The 18,445-nt window shown below is 43.1% G+C and carries 20 protein-coding genes; 16 read left to right on the forward strand and 4 right to left on the reverse strand.

Features of this window, described 5'->3' with window-relative positions; genetic code table 11:
- Positions 1-4: 4 nt before the first annotated feature.
- The 6 genes from MAR181_RS00470 to MAR181_RS00495 all read left to right on the forward strand — a co-directional run bounded on the left by MAR181_RS00470 (position 5) and on the right by MAR181_RS00495 (position 6,009).
- The gene (locus tag MAR181_RS00470; RefSeq protein WP_013794639.1) at positions 5-1,687 is read left to right on the forward strand and encodes an ABC transporter permease; all 1,683 of its coding nucleotides are present in this window, start codon (positions 5-7) and stop codon (positions 1,685-1,687) included.
- Positions 1,675-2,718 carry an ABC transporter ATP-binding protein gene (locus MAR181_RS00475; RefSeq protein WP_013794640.1) on the forward strand — a complete coding sequence of 348 codons (1,044 nt, stop codon included), beginning with the start codon at positions 1,675-1,677 and terminating at the stop codon, positions 2,716-2,718. The genes MAR181_RS00470 and MAR181_RS00475 overlap by 13 nt, the downstream gene beginning before the upstream one ends.
- Positions 2,715-3,839 (forward strand): MBL fold metallo-hydrolase, encoded by a 1,125-nt coding sequence (locus MAR181_RS00480; RefSeq protein WP_013794641.1) that lies wholly within the window; start codon positions 2,715-2,717, stop codon positions 3,837-3,839. Before MAR181_RS00475 ends, MAR181_RS00480 begins: the two co-directional genes overlap by 4 nt.
- Positions 3,784-4,338, forward strand: coding sequence for a histidine phosphatase family protein (locus tag MAR181_RS00485; protein ID WP_013794642.1), 555 nt, complete (start codon positions 3,784-3,786; stop codon positions 4,336-4,338). The genes MAR181_RS00480 and MAR181_RS00485 overlap by 56 nt, the downstream gene beginning before the upstream one ends.
- The gene (locus tag MAR181_RS00490; protein ID WP_013794643.1) at positions 4,335-4,787 is read left to right on the forward strand and encodes a phosphatase domain-containing protein; all 453 of its coding nucleotides are present in this window, start codon (positions 4,335-4,337) and stop codon (positions 4,785-4,787) included. Before MAR181_RS00485 ends, MAR181_RS00490 begins: the two co-directional genes overlap by 4 nt.
- A 67-nt stretch (positions 4,788-4,854) precedes the next feature.
- The gene (locus tag MAR181_RS00495) at positions 4,855-6,009 is read left to right on the forward strand and encodes an aldose 1-epimerase family protein (protein ID WP_013794644.1); all 1,155 of its coding nucleotides are present in this window, start codon (positions 4,855-4,857) and stop codon (positions 6,007-6,009) included.
- Here the strand turns inward: MAR181_RS00495 and MAR181_RS00500 are convergent.
- Together MAR181_RS00500 and MAR181_RS00505 are read right to left on the reverse strand one after the other, a co-directional pair.
- On the reverse strand, positions 5,984-6,391 hold the full coding sequence (locus MAR181_RS00500) for a gamma-glutamylcyclotransferase family protein (protein ID WP_013794645.1): 408 nt from the start codon (positions 6,389-6,391) through the stop codon (positions 5,984-5,986). The two genes, MAR181_RS00495 and MAR181_RS00500, sit on opposite strands and share 26 nt — an antisense overlap.
- A 155-nt stretch (positions 6,392-6,546) precedes the next feature.
- Positions 6,547-7,599 carry a bifunctional transcriptional activator/DNA repair enzyme AdaA gene (locus MAR181_RS00505; protein ID WP_013794646.1) on the reverse strand — a complete coding sequence of 351 codons (1,053 nt, stop codon included), beginning with the start codon at positions 7,597-7,599 and terminating at the stop codon, positions 6,547-6,549.
- A gap of 152 nt (positions 7,600-7,751) precedes the next feature.
- Here MAR181_RS00505 and MAR181_RS00510 point away from each other — a divergent pair, with 152 nt between their 5' ends.
- The 3 genes from MAR181_RS00510 (at position 7,752) to MAR181_RS00520 (ending at position 11,245) form a co-directional block, all read left to right on the forward strand.
- The gene (locus MAR181_RS00510; protein ID WP_013794647.1) at positions 7,752-8,513 is read left to right on the forward strand and encodes a sulfite exporter TauE/SafE family protein; all 762 of its coding nucleotides are present in this window, start codon (positions 7,752-7,754) and stop codon (positions 8,511-8,513) included.
- 87 nt (positions 8,514-8,600) lie between these two features.
- Positions 8,601-9,374, forward strand: coding sequence for a class I SAM-dependent methyltransferase (locus MAR181_RS00515; protein WP_013794648.1), 774 nt, complete (start codon positions 8,601-8,603; stop codon positions 9,372-9,374).
- Positions 9,375-9,763: 389 nt separating this feature from the next.
- A complete protein-coding gene (locus tag MAR181_RS00520) occupies positions 9,764-11,245 on the forward strand; it encodes a pectate lyase family protein (RefSeq protein ID WP_013794649.1) in 1,482 nt (493 codons plus the stop codon).
- 87 nt (positions 11,246-11,332) lie between these two features.
- Here the strand turns inward: MAR181_RS00520 and MAR181_RS00525 are convergent, their stop codons facing one another.
- Entirely contained in the window at positions 11,333-12,496 is a 1,164-nt protein-coding gene (locus MAR181_RS00525; protein WP_013794650.1) for an MFS transporter, read from the reverse strand.
- A 99-nt stretch (positions 12,497-12,595) separates the two neighbouring features.
- Here MAR181_RS00525 and MAR181_RS00530 point away from each other — a divergent pair, with 99 nt between their 5' ends.
- From MAR181_RS00530 to MAR181_RS00540, 3 genes are read left to right on the forward strand one after another with little or no spacing between them, the layout of a single operon-like run.
- On the forward strand, positions 12,596-13,495 hold the full coding sequence (locus MAR181_RS00530) for a LysR family transcriptional regulator (RefSeq protein WP_013794651.1): 900 nt from the start codon (positions 12,596-12,598) through the stop codon (positions 13,493-13,495).
- Positions 13,496-13,543: 48 nt separating this feature from the next.
- Complete coding sequence (locus tag MAR181_RS00535) at positions 13,544-13,897, forward strand: GFA family protein (RefSeq protein ID WP_013794652.1); 354 nt, start codon at positions 13,544-13,546, stop codon at positions 13,895-13,897.
- A complete protein-coding gene (locus MAR181_RS00540; protein WP_013794653.1) occupies positions 13,894-14,358 on the forward strand; it encodes a GNAT family N-acetyltransferase in 465 nt (154 codons plus the stop codon). The genes MAR181_RS00535 and MAR181_RS00540 overlap by 4 nt, the downstream gene beginning before the upstream one ends.
- 41 nt (positions 14,359-14,399) lie before the next feature.
- Here the strand turns inward: MAR181_RS00540 and MAR181_RS00545 are convergent, their stop codons facing one another.
- The gene (locus tag MAR181_RS00545) at positions 14,400-14,726 is read right to left on the reverse strand and encodes a DUF6471 domain-containing protein (RefSeq protein WP_013794654.1); all 327 of its coding nucleotides are present in this window, start codon (positions 14,724-14,726) and stop codon (positions 14,400-14,402) included.
- Positions 14,727-14,879: 153 nt separating this feature from the next.
- Here MAR181_RS00545 and MAR181_RS00550 point away from each other — a divergent pair, with 153 nt between their 5' ends.
- Genes MAR181_RS00550 through MAR181_RS00565 form a run of 4 tightly spaced genes read left to right on the forward strand, consistent with a single transcriptional unit; the run spans position 14,880 to position 18,412 of the window.
- On the forward strand, positions 14,880-15,308 hold the full coding sequence (locus MAR181_RS00550) for a DUF2170 family protein (protein WP_013794655.1): 429 nt from the start codon (positions 14,880-14,882) through the stop codon (positions 15,306-15,308).
- Positions 15,309-15,337: 29 nt separating this feature from the next.
- Positions 15,338-16,024 carry a PspA/IM30 family protein gene (locus MAR181_RS00555; protein WP_013794656.1) on the forward strand — a complete coding sequence of 229 codons (687 nt, stop codon included), beginning with the start codon at positions 15,338-15,340 and terminating at the stop codon, positions 16,022-16,024.
- An 18-nt stretch (positions 16,025-16,042) separates the two neighbouring features.
- Entirely contained in the window at positions 16,043-16,675 is a 633-nt protein-coding gene (locus tag MAR181_RS00560; RefSeq protein WP_013794657.1) for an OB-fold-containig protein, read from the forward strand.
- 15 nt (positions 16,676-16,690) lie between these two features.
- Positions 16,691-18,412 carry a flotillin family protein gene (locus tag MAR181_RS00565; RefSeq protein WP_013794658.1) on the forward strand — a complete coding sequence of 574 codons (1,722 nt, stop codon included), beginning with the start codon at positions 16,691-16,693 and terminating at the stop codon, positions 18,410-18,412.
- Positions 18,413-18,445 lie beyond the last annotated feature (33 nt).

Genomic DNA, 18,445 nt, shown 5'->3' on the forward strand with positions numbered 1-18,445 from the left:
AAACATGGATAACCAACTTCGTTGGTTATCCACTGGGCTTTTTATTCTCATTGTGTCTTTAAGTGTTTTACCAAGTGTTCGATTATTACTTGAAGCTCTGAGCCAATTGACTTTTTCTGCTTCCTCACCTCTCGCACAAGTGTTGCAAAGTGAGCGTACTTGGGGGGCGTTAAAGAACAGTTTTTATACCTCAGGTTTAGGGGCTTTCATTGCCGTCATACTTGGTGCGGGCTTTAGTTTTATCGTCACCTTAACAAACGTAAGAGGACGCGGCATTTGGGTCTTCTTTTTTATGCTGCCGATGATGATTCCACCACAAGTGACTGCGCTCAGTTGGGTGCAACTGTTCGGTCCAGCAAGCCCAATGTTAAATACCTTTGGCATTGCTCCTGCTATAGGCAGTCCGCAACCCATGTACTCAGCAAATGGTATTGCATTGCTGTTGGGCATTCAGAGCGCGCCTTTGGTTTTTTTGACGATGCGGACTCAACTTGTGTCATTGCCTCAAGATTTGATCGAGGCCGCTCAATTGGCGAAAGCGTCTTCTTTTCAAATTTGGTTAGATATTATTTTTCCTTTGTGTCGTAGCGCCTTGGTCGCTGGGGGCGCATTGGCGTTTGTATCCTCGCTTGGAAACTTTGGTATTCCTGCCATGTTAGGCATTCCAGCTGGTTATATTGTGTTGCCGACATTGATTTATCAGCAAATGGCAGGGTTTGGTAACCAAATGTTGAGTCAAGTCGCTGGTTTATCGATGATCATTGCCTTACTGGTACTGATGGGCATGCTATTACAACAATGGCTACAGCAGCGAAGTCGTTATGCTCTGCTAGGGCACAGCACACATTCCATCGCGTTTTCATTAAAAAACTGGCGTATACCGCTCGAAATATTATTGGCCACCATATTGAGCTTTATTTTAGTGATTCCTTTATTGGCATTGGTAGTCAGTTCAATGGTACCTGCGCTTGGCATGCCGTTAACATTAAATACGTTTACCTTATCTGCATTTGAAGAAATGATTAGCCGTCAGAGTGTGACCTTCAGAGCATTTGAAAATAGCACTTGGTTGGCGTTTTTTAGTGCACTTGTACTGATGTTGGTATCATTACCATTAGGCTATTTATTAATGCGCATGCCGTTGCGCCTTCGTTCCGTGATCGCAAGTTTGATTGAAGTGCCCTATGCCATCCCTGGCATTGTCCTCGCGATTGCTTTCATACTGTTGTTTGCTAAGCCTTTACCTTTCATTGGCATTTCTCTTTACGGTACGTTAAGCATCATCTTTCTGGCGTACTTGTCCTGTTTCTTAAGCGTTTGTTTAAAACCCGTGTTGATGGCCATGTCTCAACTGGATCCGGCCTTAGAGGAAGCGGCACAGCTGGCAGGAGCTAAGTCCATTCGCCGCTTAATTGACATTATCTTGCCTTTAACCGCGCCCGCCTTTTTTGCTGGTGGCTTGTTGGTCTTTCTGATTGCCATTAATGAGCTGACAGTGTCAGCCCTACTCTGGAGTGCGGGAAACGAGACGTTAGGGGTACTGATTTTTAATTTAGATGAAAGTGGTGACAGTGTTATGGCGTCGGCCATTGCGGTATTGGTTGTTGTATTAGTAGCGGGTGTGATGGGGTTATTAAACCTTTGTGCGTCACGCCTGCCAAAAGGAGTGATTCCATGGCACGACTAGTATTGGACCAAGTGCAAAAGTCTTTTCAAGGAGAAAAGGTCATTAATAGCTTGAGTTTAAATATTGAAGCAGGTGCATTTGTGGCACTGCTTGGGCCAAGTGGTTGTGGAAAATCTACAATTTTGAGGATGTTGGCAGGCTTTGAAAATGTGTCGGCAGGAGAAATACGACACGGCGACCAATGTCTCTCCAATGTTGAAGTCCATGTCTCAACGGAAGCGCGCCCCTTTGGTATGGTGTTTCAATCCTATGCCTTGTGGCCTCACATGACTGTTGAGGAAAACATTGGTTACCCTTTGAAAGTACAAAAAATCAATAACAAGGAAAGAGTTAAGCGGATTGCAGAAGCATTAGACATTGTTCAGTTGAATGATTATGCCAAACGTCTACCTGCACAGTTGAGTGGCGGACAGCGCCAACGTGTGGCTTTAGCTCGTAGTTTGGTCACGGAACCGGATGTTATTTTGTTCGATGAGCCTTTGGCAAATTTAGATAAGCATCTGAGATCCTCTATGGAGGAAACCTTTAGAGCGTTCCATCAAAGAACGGGCGCGACCATGGTTTATGTGACACATGATCAAGCCGAAGCCATGTCTCTTGCTGATCAGGTAGCCGTGCTAAAACAAGGAGAATTAGTTCAATGGGGCACACCTCAAGAAATATACAATAATCCTAAGACCGCATGGCTTGCTAATTTCATAGGGCGAGGCTCTGTCCTGAACATTGCTGAAGTGCCGCCATCAAAATATATATATCAAGACGAATTACATGAAAGACTACAGGGTAGTGATCGTGCTGGGGTGACAAGCCATGTTTTAGTTCGTCCACAAGATATTACATTCAGTGATTCTTCGATGTTTGGCTTACCTGTTGTCGTTAAACAATGCATTTATCGTGGTGAACGTTATGACATTGAATTGTTACTCAGCAACGGACAAGCTTTGTTGGCGTATTCAGATGTACCGTTAATGCAGGGCAGCTCGCATTTTGTGGTGTTGCATCAGGCTTGGTCGTTAGAGAGCAAATCATGAGGTTATCGGTAGATATTTTGAGTGGTGGAGGCCGTAAGACCGCGGCAGCAATCTTACTGGTCTGCGACATACCAGAGCAAAATACGTCAGTGCGATTTTTACTGGATGCCGGTGGTGCGCTCGAACTGGATGAGGATAAGGGTTGGCAACAGCCAGACAATTTAGACGCCATTTTTATTTCCCATGACCATCAAGATCATATGGGTGGTTTAGTTGACATAGAAGGGCAAGTTCCTGTTTATGCAACGAAAGCCGTTCAGCCGCAATTACCCAATCATTTAAACTTAAAGGACTTATCTGTTTGTGGTAGCCAAATAGTTTCGGGCATTAAGGTGACGACTGGTTCTGCAGGGCATTCTTTTGGTGGTGTTTGGATGCATTTCGATATAGCGGGAGGAGTATTTTATAGCGGTGATTTTAGTCTTGAATCCAGCCTATTTCGTTTTACGCCGCCACCTACTGCACAATTAGCTTTATTAGATGCATCTTATGGCTTGTATGAGCATTCGTTACAACAGAGTAAGCAAAAGTTAGAGCAGTACCTTCTTCGGAGTGAGTCACTGCTTATGCCGGTTCCGCAGACCGGTCGAGCACTCGAAATAGCCTGTTGGCTAACTTCAATAGGCTTTGATGATTGGAGTTTAGGAAATGACTGTGTCAGTCCTGAACTTGCACTATCTGGACCTGATATGGGGATTTCTGAAGATTCCCAACGCATTTTAGCTGGCATGCCAAGCCATGATTTTAATCCTAATGCCAAAGTGTTGCTGTGTGGTGACCCTGATGGACTAGGGGGAGACTCTGCGCGACTACTGAGCCAAGCTGAACGTTATTTTCCTCTTTACACAGGCCATTTACCTGCTCATGCAAGGCAAGCGGTGGCGATAGGTGAAGCGGATTTTGTACGTTGGAACGTTCACCCTCGTATTCAGGATTTGCAGTTACTTAGTAGCATGTTGTCTTGTCAGATATGTGTTCCTCTGTTTCACGAATTCAAAGATAAAGCGTCTTGGCATGTGGCCTTGGGAAAGTGTTTTTCATCGGATTCTTATATTGAGTATGACTATGATATTGATCAGAAAGCCCTTTGTCTTTGCTCGTCACGCACAGAGTACATTTAATCAAGCGTATTTAATTGGTGGCGCGACAGACAGTCCATTGAGTCCGTTAGGGGTTAAGCAGGCCAAAGCTGCTCAGCCAACCTTGGCAAGAGTCCAATGGAGTCAGGTGGTTACGAGTACACTTAAAAGAACACAACAGACCGCTCAGTTTGCTGTTCCTGATCAGTCTTTGTTGCCGTTAGCGGCGCTGTGCGAGCGAAACTGGGGAGTACTTGAAGGCCAGCCAATCGAAGCACAACTTCCTTATGAAAGAACTCCTGAACAGGGAGAGTCGTGGCGAACATTTGAACTGCGAATTTTAGAAGGCTTAAACCAGGTATTGGAAGTGTATGAATGGCCGTTAATTATTGCTCATTCAGGTGTTTATAGAGTGTTGAATAATTACATAAACGGAACGCCTTATTGTCCGAGGATTGGCAATGTGGTCCCTATTTCTTTTATCCCCAACCAAAACGACAGTGGTTGGGTAATCAGTTCATTTGAAGGAACGTTTGTATGAGTCCAAATGCGGTTATTGTTGATTTAGATGGCACATTAGCTGAGTTCGATCCACAGCAAGTTGCTCATTGGGTATTAGGGGCAGAAAAGCATTGGGATCCATTTTTTGATCATATGAAAGAGGCGCCTGTCATTGAAAATATTCTTCGTTTGGTCAAGATATTAAAACAGCAGGGACAAAATATTTTGATTTGTAGTGGGCGACCAACATCACATGAAGAGCACTCAATCACTTGGCTCAAAAGACATAATATTCCTTTTGATGGGATCTATTTAAGACCGGATGGTGTCGATGGTATGCCTGATGAAGAAGTCAAAAAATTCCTTTTGGAAAAAATTGAAGCAGATGGTTTTGAGCCTTGGTTAGTACTTGATGATCGAGATGCGGTGGTGGCTGGCTGGCGCCAATTAGGCTTAACTTGCTTACAGTGCGCACCGGGAAATTTTTAGTATGACGTGTGTGGCTATTCATTTAGTCACACGTTAGCATGTGGAAAATTTCGTTGGGAGTAATGCAATGTTTCAACTGGTTTTGTTGAGTCAGAAACAGCAGGTTGATGTGGCAAATTTGTCGTTAAACGCTGAGTTAATGGGGTTGCCTAAAGAGATCCCGATACAGGTAGAACAGACGTGTTTGGTCGGTGGTAAACAAGCGGGTTCGCGTGTGATTCGACTAACGGTGGGGGATACTGTGGTGCGAGTGGTGCCGACTCGTGGTATGGCAATTCTCGAAGCCACTCGTCATGGCGTGCGCTTTGGCTGGGATTCTCCCGTGAAAGAAGTCGTGCATCCTAGCTTTATTAATCAGGAAGCGTCTGGTGGTCTTGGCTGGTTAGATGGGTTTAATGAAATGCTGGTACGTTGTGGTTATCAATGGGCTGGGCATCCAGGCCAAGATGGCGATGAATTCCTAACCTTGCATGGACGTATTCAAAATACTCCTGCCGATGAGGTGGTTCTAGAAGTGGAACAAGTGCCTCCGTATCGAGTGACTTTGCGTGGTCGAGTGGATGAGAAACGTTTCAAATTCACCAATTTTGAGCTGCATACTGAGCTGTCATTGACACCCGATCAAGCTTATCTTGACGTCAAAGATCGATTGGTCAATAAGGGAAGTTATCCTCGTGAGTACCAAGCCATTTACCATAATAATTTTGCCCAACCCATCTTAGAAAAAGGGGCGCGTTTGCATGTGCCTGTGGCTGAGTTATCGCCTTTTAATGACTATGCTGCAAATGGTTTAAAAGACTGGTCAGAAATGCCTGCGCCGACCACCGACTTTGATGAAATGGTGTTTAATATTCGCCCTTTAAGTGACTCGGATGGCTTGTCGTATGCTCTGATGCAGAATGCCCAAGCAAATCAAGGCATCGAGGTGTGTTATTCAACCGATACCTTGCCTTTGTTAACGGTGTGGAAAAATACCGATTCATTAGAACAGGGTTATGTTGTTGGCATTGAACCCGGTACCAGTTTTGCCTACAACCGTGCTTACCAGCGACCACTTGGTTTAGTGCCGACCATTGAGGCCGGAGAATCAAAACAGTTTGTGGTGCGTTTTGGTCTATTCACGAGTGAAAAAGAAGTCACTGAGAGTCGTTTACGCATTGAGCAATTGCAGGCTCAAACTTCTCCTCAAGTCTTGTCTAAGCCGGTAGTGGTGTTGGATTAGATTGTTCTTTCAGGAAGCGGGTCCAATCCCCCGCTTCCATATAGGGCGCATTGCCTAATGTTTGATTATAAATGTAAATCCAGCCTTTACCGTAAGGGGTGAAGATCCTTTTGCGAGTATGAATAGAATGGCTTAAGGTGGTTTCATCTAAGCCCTGTAATTGGTCCAGCTCGGCCAATAATTCATCACCTACCTGATACCATTCCACGCGGATACGCCCACTTTCGTCTAGGGTAGGGACAATGGCAGGGAAGTCTCCAAGATTGTGCATACGAAAGCCGGTGAGCCAACCCAAACCAATGCGCTTACAATTGGCGATTAGGCCATGATCAGACAAGCCTTCGCGAAGCGTTCCATATACGGCAACTATGTGTGTAGACATGGTTGAATTCCATCTTTAGCTGTAAAAGCGCACAAAATGGCCTTATTACAGAGGAAATTCAAGCGACTGGAAAAAGCTTTGCTGAAAAATTACCTTGCTATGACGCATCCTTGAAAAGGGTACTGAAAACCTTGCAGTGAGATACAAAAGGTAACTTAAGCGTGTGCCTTCTCGTGTTCAAGTAACCATTTTTTTCGTTCTAAACCACCTGCATAACCCACTAAGCTGCCGTCCTTGCCGATGACCCTATGACAAGGAATGACAATAGCAATGCGATTCATGCCATTGGCTCTGGCGACCGCTCGAACAGCCTTGGGGTTATCCAGCTTGATGGCCTGTTCTTGGTAACTGGCTGTTTGGCCATATGGGATGGTCTGCAGGATCTGCCACACTTGGTTTTGAAAGTCGGTGCCGGGGCTATGCAAAGGCACGGTGAAGTGCTGACGTTGGCCAGCGAAATATTCGTTTAGTTCCGTTTTTAATTGGATGATGTGCTGATTTTCACCATTGATGATGGTGGTTTTTAGACGTCGTTGTAAGTCTTCAAATTCCGTTTCCAGCATACGGCGATCAACGAACTCCAGAAGGCAAATACCTTGATCAGTTGCGCAGACGAACATAGGGCCAATAGGGGTGGTAAGTCGGTCAATTAAAATCACAGATTGCTCCCGGCTGAGTGTGGGGGAATGACCCAACAGTTTTTTATAGGTGTAGCCAAAGCCACTTAAGGAATCATAACCTGAATCCAAGGCTGCATGAGTCGCTGTTTTGCCACTTTTTAGTTCATGGTAAGCGAAGTTGATGCGATACATACGCTGAAAAGCTTGGAATGTCATGCCGTAATGCTGATTAAACCAGCGTCGGACAAAAATCGGCCGAATCCCTGCTTCTCGTAATTGTTGATCGCTGATCTTGGCTTTCGTACAGTCTCTAACTAGGTTCATGGCCGCTTCGACTTCTTGCGGTGCTTGATGGCTGTTTTCTGTTGGACGACAGACTTTACAAGGGCGAAAACCTGCGTCCATGGCGTCTTTGAAGTGAGTGTAGAAGTTAACATTCTCACGTTTTGGCTTGCGAGCACGGCAGGTAGAAATGCAAAAAATAGACGTGGTTTTAACGCCTACAAAGAAGCAACCCACATAGTTTGAGTCTCGTTCTATCAGAGCTTGGTAATATTCGTCGGCTTGTTGACGGTTGGTGATTAGCATACTCAGGTGTCTCTTTTTCTCATTATGGAGAACAGAGTAGCGTTAATGTCAGAATGGGAACAACCGAAAACTGAACAAGTATTTTTATTAGGATTAATTTTTTACAACACTATATGATAAGTGCCCTTTTGTAGTGCTCTTAAGGATGCAGTATGGACTACAGTGTGTTTACGATTAGTTTGTTAATTGGCACCGGATTTATAGCGGGCATTATTAATACCTTGGCAGGCGGCGGTTCCAACCTTACCTTACCCGCTTTAATGGTAATGGGGATGCCGGCGGACATTGCTAATGCTACCAATCGAGTGGGCGTTTTTTTACAGAATGTTGCGGCTACCATGGGTTTTCGCAAAGCCAAGAAATTGGATAATGCTGATATCCTACCTGTTATGGTGCCGTCGTTATTAGGTGGTGTTGTCGGTGCCTTTGCGGCCAGTTATGCCCCCGAAGTCTGGCTAAAACCCTTATTACTCAGTGCCATGATTGGCATGACTTTACTGATGATTATTCGTCCTGCTTTGGTTGCACCACCAGAAGGTACGGTGCCGTTTAAGGTGTCACAAAAGCCAAGTGCCTGGGTCGCCTTGTTTGTCGCTGGTGTGTATGGCGGCTTCGTACAAGCGGGTGTGGGGTTTATTCTAATTGCCGCTTTGGCCGGCACATTGCGCTATGATTTGGTGCGCACTAATGCGCTGAAGATGGTGTGTACCCTTGGTTTTACGGCGTTGGCTCTGGGGGTCTTCATTTGGAACGATCAGATTTTATGGCTGCCGGGTTTGATCCTAGCGTCAGGCACCATGTTGGGCTCTCACCTCGCGGTTAAATTTGCTTTAAAGGCCAATCCAAATCATTTGAAATGGTTTTTATTTGTGATGACGGTTTGTGGCAGTGCGGCAGCTTTATTGAGCGATTGAAGGTGGATGAAAGAAGCCTTATGTTTAACCTTTATCAAAAGGTGCTCAGGGGTCAGTTTTGTTAATGCTAAACTTTAAGGAAGGCTTATGGATTATTTAACGGTAAACAAAACTGCATGGGATAAGCGAACCAAGCTTCATGTTGCATCCAAGTTTTATGATGTTGAAGGTTTTCTGAAAGGTAAATCTTCTCTTAATCCAATTGAGCTTGATCAAGTCGGCAATGTTGCTGGTAAAAGCTTACTTCATTTACAGTGTCATTTTGGGCAGGACACCCTTTCTTGGGCGAGATTGGGCGCCAAGGTAACGGGCGTCGACTTATCGTCTGAAGCAGTAGCACAAGCCAAAAATTTAGCAGTAAGATCCGGATTGGAAGCGACCTTTATTGAGGCCGATATCTATCAATTTGGCGATGAGAATAGTGAACAGTTTGATCTGGTCTTTACCTCTTATGGGGCTTTATGTTGGTTGCCCGATTTGACTAAGTGGGCGCAAACCATTGCTCGCGCGTTGAAGGTAGGTGGCGAGTTTCATCTTGTGGAGTTTCATCCGATTAATGAGTTACTTCCAGCAGGTTATTCTTATTTTTCGCAAGATCAGCCAGATATAGAAGATGGCGGCACTTATACCGAAAATTGTGATGGGCAACAGTCCACTATGATGACTTGGGCTCATCCTTTAAGTGAAGTCATTAACTCGCTCATTACAGCCGGTTTGTCACTTCAAGCGGTTCATGAATATCCATTTAGTCCATATGACTGCTTTGATGGGCTTGAGTTGGTGGAAGGTCATGGTTATCAAATGCTATACAAAGAGCAGCAAGTTCCCCTTGTTTATTCAATTAAAGCGAGTAAAAGCTGATCGAAGAGGTTGGTTACTTTTAAATCATTTTGATGTTCATCTAAGACGATCAAGTTATTTTCTAAAGTGTCACCATAGTATCTATGTGATGCGTATGCATCGTTAGGATAGGTTTCTTAAAGTGGTAGTAAAAAGGTCTGTGCGATGGCATGTTTAAATTCAGAAGCACAGCAATAAAGTGGTTTGGCTTCAAGTTTCAGAAAACGCATTATCATAATAAATAAAACATCGTTTTATTTATTTCATTTCCCCTGCTAATCTATTCTCTTGAGTAGAAAGCTTCTTATCGGCTTTCTGCTTATTCCAAGTAATAAAAATAAAAAATTGATTTTCAAATACACGTGGTGAACTCGCTGAGTGTATTTATTTTCAATACATTGGAGAAACAGATGAATAGAAAAATGTTAGCGGCGTCATGCCTAGTTGCCAGTTTCATCATGGGATGTTCAAACTTTGGCTCGGGTGGCCTCTATGCAGATATCTCTCAACAAGTCTTACCGCCTAGCGATGGCTGGGCGGCTGCTGAGGGAGGCGTAACAGGTGGGGCGAATGCATCTGATGTGCATATTTATACTGTCAGCAGTCGAAAAGCATTGGTAGACGCTTTAAAAATCGCGGGCGATTCACCGAAAATCCTTAAAATTAGTGGCACAGTTAACCTATCGTCCGATGATCAAGGTCGTGAACTCAAAGAAGAGGATTACACCGTTGCACCTTATAACTTCGAAGATTATAAAAATACCTACGCCCCATCAGTTTGGAACATTAAGCCGCTTATCAAGAAGCGTCCAAACAGAAAGCTAACCGGGCCGTTAGAAGAGGCACGTTTGGCTTCTGTCGATAAGCAAAGATCTCAGATCGTCATCGAGATTCCACCCAATACCAGTTTGATCGGCTTGGGAGACGATGCAAAAATTGTCAAAGGCATGCTTTATCTCAGTGCTGGTGTAGAGAATGTCATCATTCGTAATATTCATTTTGAAGATGCCTTTGACTATTTCCCAGGTTGGGATCCTGGTGACAGTTTTAAAATCGATACCAGTTACCCAGGTTGTCAGGCTGAGTATGTGAATGCCAATGTTGGGCCACAAAAATGTCGTGGTGGTCGTTGGAATGCAGAATACGATTTGATCTCTATCAGTGGTGCTAAACGCATCTGGGTTGACCATTGCACTTTTTCTGATGGCGATCGACCTGATGCCTTGTTTCCTCCTGTTTACCCTTTCCCGCAGAATGAAATTACTCAGAAAGTCCAGCATCATGATGGTTTGATCGACATTACAAATCAAGCGGATTTGGTAACCATATCAAACAGTTACTTCCATGATCATGATAAAGCTATGCTCATAGGAAACAGTGACAAAAAGACAAAAGATACCGGCTATTTACGAGTAACACTACATAGTAATTACTTTAGTAATGTTGGTCAGCGTATGCCAAGGGTACGTTACGGACAAGTTCACAGTTACAACAATTACTTTGTGGGAGACGCCTCTGGTGATGGTCAGGGTGACAATAATTATGAGCGCCATGTGGATTCGTTAAAGGATAAACCTACACATAATATCTTACGTCAAGCATTAGGTGCGGGGAAACATTCTGCGATTTTCTCAGAAGCAAATGTATTCGAAATTGCGAATGGCACGCCGGCGAATGCGATTGGTCATATGAAAGGTGACGTGGCGTTTGATCGAGGTTCTATGTTCAACGGTGAGATGCTCGATATCATTGAAGAGGCGAACCGAGTCAGTGGTAAGTCTCTATCAAAAGACGTGGGTTGGCAGCCAAACTTGTATGGCCCTGCTCCGGTTTTACCTGCCAGTGAGGTCATTGAGTATGTAACAGCCAACGCTGGAGCGGGTAAGTTGTAGGATGCTTAAATAAAAAAACATAACCGTCGAGATAATACCGTCGGCGGTTATGTCTTTTTGAGATTGTCAGAATGACGTTATGGACTTTTATGCCAATACTTGAGTTTCCTGACGTCGTCGATTTAAGAAGACTGTCATCATTAGCCCTAAGATGGCGGTTGCAGCACCGGCAATGGAAACCGCAGGTAAACCGAGTCCCGCACTGATCACCGCACCGCCAAGAGCCGCGCCGATTGCATTACCCAGATTGAATGCGCCAATGTTCATAGCGGAGGCCAAATTAGGTGCCTCGCTGGCTTCCTGTACAACAAGGGATTGTAATGGCGGCACCACTGCAAAGCTGCCGACACCCCAGAAAAAGATCAGCGGAGCGGTAATCCAAGCCGATGTCATGGAGGTGGAGAAAAGCAGTAACAATACAGTGACGCTTACCAGAGACACAATTAAGGTACCGTACAGAGATTTATCAGCAAAGCGTCCCCCCAATACATTCCCTACTGATAACCCTACACCGTAGAGCACTAACATCGCGGTAACAAAGGTGGTTGATGCTAATGTTTCTTGCTGCAAAATCGGCACAATGTAAGTGAACACGGTAAACATCGAGCTGGCGCCAACCACGGTAAGCAATAATGCCGCTAGCACTGGGCCGCGAGTTAATACACTCAACTCATGACGTATGTTTGCTTTCTCCGTGTTGGCCAGTGGCGGTAAGCTGAATCTGAGTGCCAGCATGGTAATTACGCCAATGGCGGCAATTCCGAAGAAAGCAATGCGCCAACCTATGGTACTGCCAATAAAACTGGCTAAAGGCACACCGCCAATGGTGGCAAGGGTCAGGCCTGAAAACATAGCAGCTACCGCCCCTGCCCGTTTATTGGCTGGTACTATGCTGGTGGCGACCACAGCACCAACCCCAAAGAAGGCGCCATGATTGAATGACGTAATGATACGACCGATCAATAAGGTTGCGTAACTGTCTGCAAGTGCGCTGATTAAGTTACCCAAGGTAAAAATTGCCATGGATAACAGGAGTAAACGTCTGCGGGGCATGTTGGCAAAAGCCAAGGTCATGATAGGCGCGCCGACCAATACACCAAAAGCATAAGCACTGATTAAAATGCCTGCGGTTGGAATGGAGACGCCTAGGTCATTTGCAATGACAGGCAGCATTCCCATGGGCGAAAACTCGGTCACACCTATGCCAAATGCACCAATGGCTAACGTCAATAGAGGTAAGTTAATTTTCATCTTAATTTCCGTTGATTTATGATTGTGGGGAATATAACCAGAGATGCTTCCTTTGAATAGATAGGGGTTATGTCAATCTCTTTTGCATTGGATTCACAAATGAAACAGTTGAAAGTCGATAAAACCACTGAAATGGAAACCTTTCTAAAGGTGGCAACCACTGGCAGTTTGAGTGCTGCTGGTAAACAAATGGGATTAACCCCTTCTGCGGTGAGTCGCATGATGACGCGACTGGAAACACGTCTTGGTGTACGACTTATTGTAAGAACGACGCGTCATTTGCATTTGACCAGTGAGGGAGAAGCTTATGCCTTGGCAGCACGGCGCATTCTAAATGACCTTGAAGAGACAGAGTCGGCCATTGCCAATCGAGCACGTCCGAGCGGTTTACTTAAAATAAGTACCGCTGCCGCGCACAGTCGATTGACTATGGTTCCCTTATATCAGGAATTTTTAGCGCGCTATCCAGACATTAAGCTAGAAATCGAAGTCAGTGATCTGATCAGTGACGTAGAAGGGGGACACATCGATGTTGCGATTCGCTTTGGTCAGTTGCCCGATAGCAATTTGAGTGCCCGCCGTTTAGGGGAAACGGGGCGAACCATAGTGGCCACACCGAACTATCTGGCAAAGGCTGGTATACCGAAAACGCCAGCCGACCTTGAGCAGCATAATTGCTTGGATTTCAGTTTTAACCGCCTAGAACCTGGTTGGCCAATGTGCGATGAAGGACAACATTATATTTTGCCGATTTCAGGCAATATGATTGCCAATAATGGTGAAACCTTAGTGGAGCTTGCGATGCAGGATATTGGCATCACACGAGTGGGTAATTTTCACATTGAGCATGCATTGAAATCCGGGCAATTAGTGCCCTTATTAGAAGACTATAATCCACAGGATAAAGAGCTGATTCATGCGGTTTTCATTGGCGGACAACATATGCCTGAGCGTGTGCGAGTCTTTATTGATTACCTAGTGGAAAAGCTGTCATCATAACATCGGCGGTGATCTATCCCTCCATCCAGAACGAAAAGGAAGCGCACTATGCAAGAAAAGGAATATTTAGGACGTTGTCATTGTGGAAGCGTAGAATTCAAAATCATTACCGATGCCCCAGAGTTGACGACCTGTGATTGTTCTATTTGCATTCGAAAAAATGCACTCATGGTAAAAGTCCATGAAAGCAAATTCCAACTCATCAAAGGCGAAGATAGTCTGACTGAATATCAATTTCATACTAAAACAGCGCGGCATTTTTTCTGCAAAACTTGCGGAATTTACCCTTTTCACCGTAAACGCGTCTCCCCCGATTTCTTTGGTATCAATGTTTATTGTTTGGCGGGTTTCGAGATTGAAGGCATTCCAGTAAGAGCAACCCTAGGTGCGGGGATGGCGTGAAAATCCGACACTACAAAACTTCCGATGCAAAAGGCATCGCGAATCTTTTTCATGATTCAGTGCATGCAATCAGCCCAGACATCTATTCACAAGAGCAGTTAGATGCATGGTCGCCTTCACCGCCAGATTACAATATGTGGGAAGCGCGGTTAGAAAGAACCAGACCATTTTTGGCAACCATAGATGGTGTCATTGTCGGATTTATTGAGCTGGAGCTAGATGGTCATATAGATTGTCTGTACATCCATCCTGATTACCAAGGTCAAGGTGTTGCTAAGACGCTTTTTCATTATGCGAGAAACACCGCGATAGAAAATGGCTGCCAAACCATGTATGTGGAAGCGAGTAAAATCGCTAAGGCCTTCTTCCTCAAAAGGGGCTTTGAAATCCAAGCAGAAAACAGAGTGATCAAGAACCACCAAGAATTGATCAATTACTCAATGAGCGGCTCACTGAGGTAAATGTGCAGAGGTTGAGCTAGAGAGTATTGTTCGAAAAGATTTTAATCTTTCGATTTTTGAATTTTAATTTTGGCTCTCTCATAGCACTCGCTAATTTCAGACAAATTTACTTGTTGATCGCACAAAAGAAGGATCTGTAATAATAGTTGGCCATCCACTGTGCCTTGACTAAATTTTGAACGTAAGTTAGTCGTTTTCTGACGCACATGAAATTGCTCCCAGAGCTGATTAGAAAGTGTTTCATGATCAAGTCCAGCTCTTTTAATATAAGCGGGTAACCAGCTTTTCAGGGTTTCTTTCCACTCCATTTTACTGACGACAAGAAGGTTATCCAATTCTTGGTTTATTGATGGGGCTTTTTTAGGCATTGTGACTTCTCATTTCGTTTATTGCATTGTACAGAGCATAGCGGAAGGGAGAATATTTTCAACTAAAATTAAATATTATTAATTTTAGTTGAAAGTTATTAATTAGTGTTTTATCTTTTCCATAACTTAGTAACTAATTAGGGAAACATTATTATGGATTGGACATTGGAACGTATACACGAGAGTTTTGATGAAAGAGGGTTCTATGATGCGAATAACGTATCCTTTGACCTAGAGAGTACATCCCTCTTACTTACTTTTCATAATTTTGGTGAACTTCCTATCGTAATTGCAGTGAGTGATAAGCAAGTTCTTGTTGAGGTTGCGCTAGTGGAGCGTCATGAGTTTGATAATCCATCTGAGATTGATTATTTATTATTGACGACACACAAATATCTTCCTTTAAGTACTATTGCAATCCAATCAATAAATAGCGTCGATTGGTACGTTTTATTTGGTGCTTTATCTACCCAATCTAGAATTGAAGTAATTATTGAAGAACTAATGCAGTTAGTAAGCAATACATTTAATGTAATTGATACATTAGAGCCATTGTATAAGTTCAATGCTAAAGCAATTTGAATGTCTATCTAAAGGTAAAGGAGTGTGAAATGACAATTTTTAGGAAGCTATTTACTGCCTTAAAAGGTGGTGCTAATGAGATAGGTGAAGCTGTTGTTGATGCGAATGCAATTCGTATACTTGAACAAGAGCTTAGAGATTCTAGAGAGTCAGTAACTAAAGCCAAAGAAAGTGAGATTTCGTTATTGGCTCGTCAAAAGCAAGCTGTTGCAAAATCAGCCGCGTTAACAGAGCAAATAGAAGATTACGAGCGCAATGTTGTAATGGCATTAAAGAAAGAAAATGAAAATCTTGCTCTCGAAATTGCAGATCGTATTGCAATATTGCAATCAGAGCGAGATCAGCAAAAGAGCCAAGCTCAGAGCTTTGGTAAAAGTGCTTTGAAAATCAGAACACAGATTCAAACTGCAGAGGCTCAAATCAATGACCTCACAACACAGCTTGAGCAAGTGAAAGCGACAGACTCTGTACAAAAAGCCCAAGAAACGATTCATGCGAATATTCTTGCAGGCAAATCTTCTGTTTCATCAGCTAAAGAAAGCTTAGAACGTATTAAAAATAAACAAGAATATTTTGAAGCACGTATTGAAGCAGCCCAGGAAATGGAAACGCAATTTGATCTGGATAAAAAGCTTGAAGAGGCTGGTATTTCATCTCCTCAAACCTCAGCAGTCAGTATTTTAGAAGAGATTAAATCTCGTTCGAATTATAAATAATAAGTTTGGAGTGAATGGATGCTGAGTTTCTTTTTGGCTGATGGGAATTCGCCTTATTTAATCATGGTTGGTATTGTCATTGTCATTGCATTTTTGGAAGGCATTGGGTTGCTGATTGGAATAAGTATCTCATCTTTTCTTGATGATATGCTTTCAATCGATATGGATATTCCAGACGGTTTTTTAACGAAAATATTAGGTTGGATGTGCTTCGGTCAGCTTCCTGTTCTGATTTGGTTAGTTCTCTTATTCGTTAATTTTTCTTTATCGGGCCTCGTTGCGAATTATGTTTCTGAAATTTTATTTTCAGCATTACTCCCTCTGATAGTTTCTTTGCCTATAGCGGTGTTTCTGGGAGTATTTTTGTCAAAAACTATAGGTATTAAGCTCGCACTGGTACTACCAAAGAATGAGTCATCAGCCATCAAAACGGATTCATTTGAAGGTGGTATTGCCACAATTACTATAGGTATAGCTTCTGTAGGTTCACCTGCTGAAGCTAGTATTATAGATGTATTTCAGCAAAAGCATTATCTCATGGTCGAACCTCTAACAACGAAAGAGACCTTTCATAAAGGACAGAGAGTCGTACTAATCCAAAAAGCTGAAGGGCATTGGAAAGCGACTTTAGTTGATACTTCGTTTATCTAAATTAAGGAATATAATATGGAATTTTTAAATGATACAGCCGTCAGTTTTACGTTGACTATTATCGGTATTGTGTTGGTTGGTCTTATTACAATTGGATTAATTTTTGCAAAACTTTATGTGAGAGCCACTAAAGAAACTGCGTTCGTAAGAACGGGACTAGGTGGCGAAAAAGTGGTAAAAGATGGCGGTGTTATCGTATTACCTGTACTACATGAAACGATACCTGTGAACATGAATACTTTGCGTATCGAAGTGGAAAAGATACAAAAAGATGCACTTATTACAAAAGATCGTATGCGAGTAGATGTGAGAGCAGATTTTTATTTACGGGTCGCTCCGAATGCTGAAGGTATTTCAATGGCAGCACAAACACTTGGTATGCGAACAACACGTGTTGATGAACTCAAAAAATTAATGGAGTCCAAATTTGTCGATGTACTACGTGCAGTAGCAGCAGAAATGAGCATGACTGAAATGCATGAGCAGCGTACTGACTTTGTGCAAAAGGTACAGCAAAGTGTTGCCAATGATTTAGAAAAAAATGGATTGGAGCTTGAGTCTGTCTCGCTTACAGGGTTCGACCAAACGGATTTAATTTACTTCAATGAAAATAATGCTTTCGATGCGGAAGGCCGAGCGCGATTAGCTAAAATCATCGAAGAAAAACGTAAAGAAACAAATGATATTCAGCAAGAGAATCGTATCAAAATAGAGCAGCGTAACCTTGAAGCTGAAAAACTTTCTTTGGATGTGAAGCGAAATGAAGAAGAAGCCCGTTTGACGCAAGAGCAAATACTAGCGTTTAAGCGTCAAGAACAAAAAGCAGAAATTGCGAAACAAAGAGAACAAAAAGAGCAAGAAGAACAAGTTGCTATCATTTCAAAGCAAAGAACGATTGAAACAGCAGAAATCGAAAAATCAAAAGAAATTGAAACTCGTGAAATTGCTAAACAACAGGCCTTAGATGAGTCGACAATAATGCAACAGCAAGCAGTAGAAGTTGCTGAGCAAGTGAAACAAATTGCTATCGCTCAAAAATCGGAAGAAGAGTCAGCAGCTAGAGCTAAAGCGGCGGAGGCTGAAAAACTTAAAGCGGAAAAAGAAGAAGAAGTAATAACCGTTAGACAGTTGGCGGAAGCGAATCGTCGTAAACAAACAGAAGTAATTGATGCTAAAAAAGAAGCCGAGCGTGAGGCTGTTGGTATCACCATTGAAGCGTCTGCTAAGAAAGAAGCTGCTCAATACATGGCAGAGGCTATTCTTACCGAAGCAAAAGCGAATTCAGATGCCAAAATCTTACAAGCTGAGGCAGATGAAAAAGTGCTTGCAGTGGAAGCTTCTGGTAAAGAAGCTCTATATGCTGCTGAAAACATCTTGAAAGATGAGCAAATTGGTTTACAGAAAACATTAGCCATCCTGAAAGTACTACCTGAAATGATTTTGAATTCTGTAAAACCGCTTGAAAATATTGACGGGATCAAAATTCTTCAAGGATATGGTAGTCAATCCATTGCTGGTCAAGGTGATGAATCAAAGTCGTCTAATATTGCAGACCAAGTGACAAACGCTGCACTTAATTATCGTGCGAATGCGCCAGTTGTAGATTCTCTTCTTCGGGAATTAGGTATGGTAGATACACAAAATGGAAACTTAAGTGACTTAATCAGTGGTAACAGTTCACTTGTACAAAGTTTAAATGTTGCATCGGTCTCTCCTGACTCTAGACTAGAAGAATAGAAACAATAGTTTAATTTGCTATTCATTGGAGCT

Source organism: Marinomonas posidonica IVIA-Po-181 (assembly GCF_000214215.1).
Lineage (GTDB): Bacteria > Pseudomonadota > Gammaproteobacteria > Pseudomonadales > Marinomonadaceae > Marinomonas > Marinomonas posidonica.

Coding starts and splice junctions, on each gene's coding strand:
- MAR181_RS00470 (WP_013794639.1), top strand. CDS start 5: ATGGATAACCAACTTCGTTGGTTATCCACTGGGCTTTTTATTCTCATT.
- MAR181_RS00475 (WP_013794640.1), top strand. CDS start 1,675: ATGGCACGACTAGTATTGGACCAAGTGCAAAAGTCTTTTCAAGGAGAA.
- MAR181_RS00480 (WP_013794641.1), top strand. CDS start 2,715: ATGAGGTTATCGGTAGATATTTTGAGTGGTGGAGGCCGTAAGACCGCG.
- MAR181_RS00485 (WP_013794642.1), top strand. CDS start 3,784: ATGATATTGATCAGAAAGCCCTTTGTCTTTGCTCGTCACGCACAGAGT.
- MAR181_RS00490 (WP_013794643.1), top strand. CDS start 4,335: ATGAGTCCAAATGCGGTTATTGTTGATTTAGATGGCACATTAGCTGAG.
- MAR181_RS00495 (WP_013794644.1), top strand. CDS start 4,855: ATGTTTCAACTGGTTTTGTTGAGTCAGAAACAGCAGGTTGATGTGGCA.
- MAR181_RS00500 (WP_013794645.1), bottom strand. CDS start 6,391: ATGTCTACACACATAGTTGCCGTATATGGAACGCTTCGCGAAGGCTTG.
- MAR181_RS00505 (WP_013794646.1), bottom strand. CDS start 7,599: ATGCTAATCACCAACCGTCAACAAGCCGACGAATATTACCAAGCTCTG.
- MAR181_RS00510 (WP_013794647.1), top strand. CDS start 7,752: ATGGACTACAGTGTGTTTACGATTAGTTTGTTAATTGGCACCGGATTT.
- MAR181_RS00515 (WP_013794648.1), top strand. CDS start 8,601: ATGGATTATTTAACGGTAAACAAAACTGCATGGGATAAGCGAACCAAG.
- MAR181_RS00520 (WP_013794649.1), top strand. CDS start 9,764: ATGAATAGAAAAATGTTAGCGGCGTCATGCCTAGTTGCCAGTTTCATC.
- MAR181_RS00525 (WP_013794650.1), bottom strand. CDS start 12,496: ATGAAAATTAACTTACCTCTATTGACGTTAGCCATTGGTGCATTTGGC.
- MAR181_RS00530 (WP_013794651.1), top strand. CDS start 12,596: ATGAAACAGTTGAAAGTCGATAAAACCACTGAAATGGAAACCTTTCTA.
- MAR181_RS00535 (WP_013794652.1), top strand. CDS start 13,544: ATGCAAGAAAAGGAATATTTAGGACGTTGTCATTGTGGAAGCGTAGAA.
- MAR181_RS00545 (WP_013794654.1), bottom strand. CDS start 14,726: ATGCCTAAAAAAGCCCCATCAATAAACCAAGAATTGGATAACCTTCTT.
- MAR181_RS00550 (WP_013794655.1), top strand. CDS start 14,880: ATGGATTGGACATTGGAACGTATACACGAGAGTTTTGATGAAAGAGGG.
- MAR181_RS00555 (WP_013794656.1), top strand. CDS start 15,338: ATGACAATTTTTAGGAAGCTATTTACTGCCTTAAAAGGTGGTGCTAAT.
- MAR181_RS00560 (WP_013794657.1), top strand. CDS start 16,043: ATGCTGAGTTTCTTTTTGGCTGATGGGAATTCGCCTTATTTAATCATG.
- MAR181_RS00565 (WP_013794658.1), top strand. CDS start 16,691: ATGGAATTTTTAAATGATACAGCCGTCAGTTTTACGTTGACTATTATC.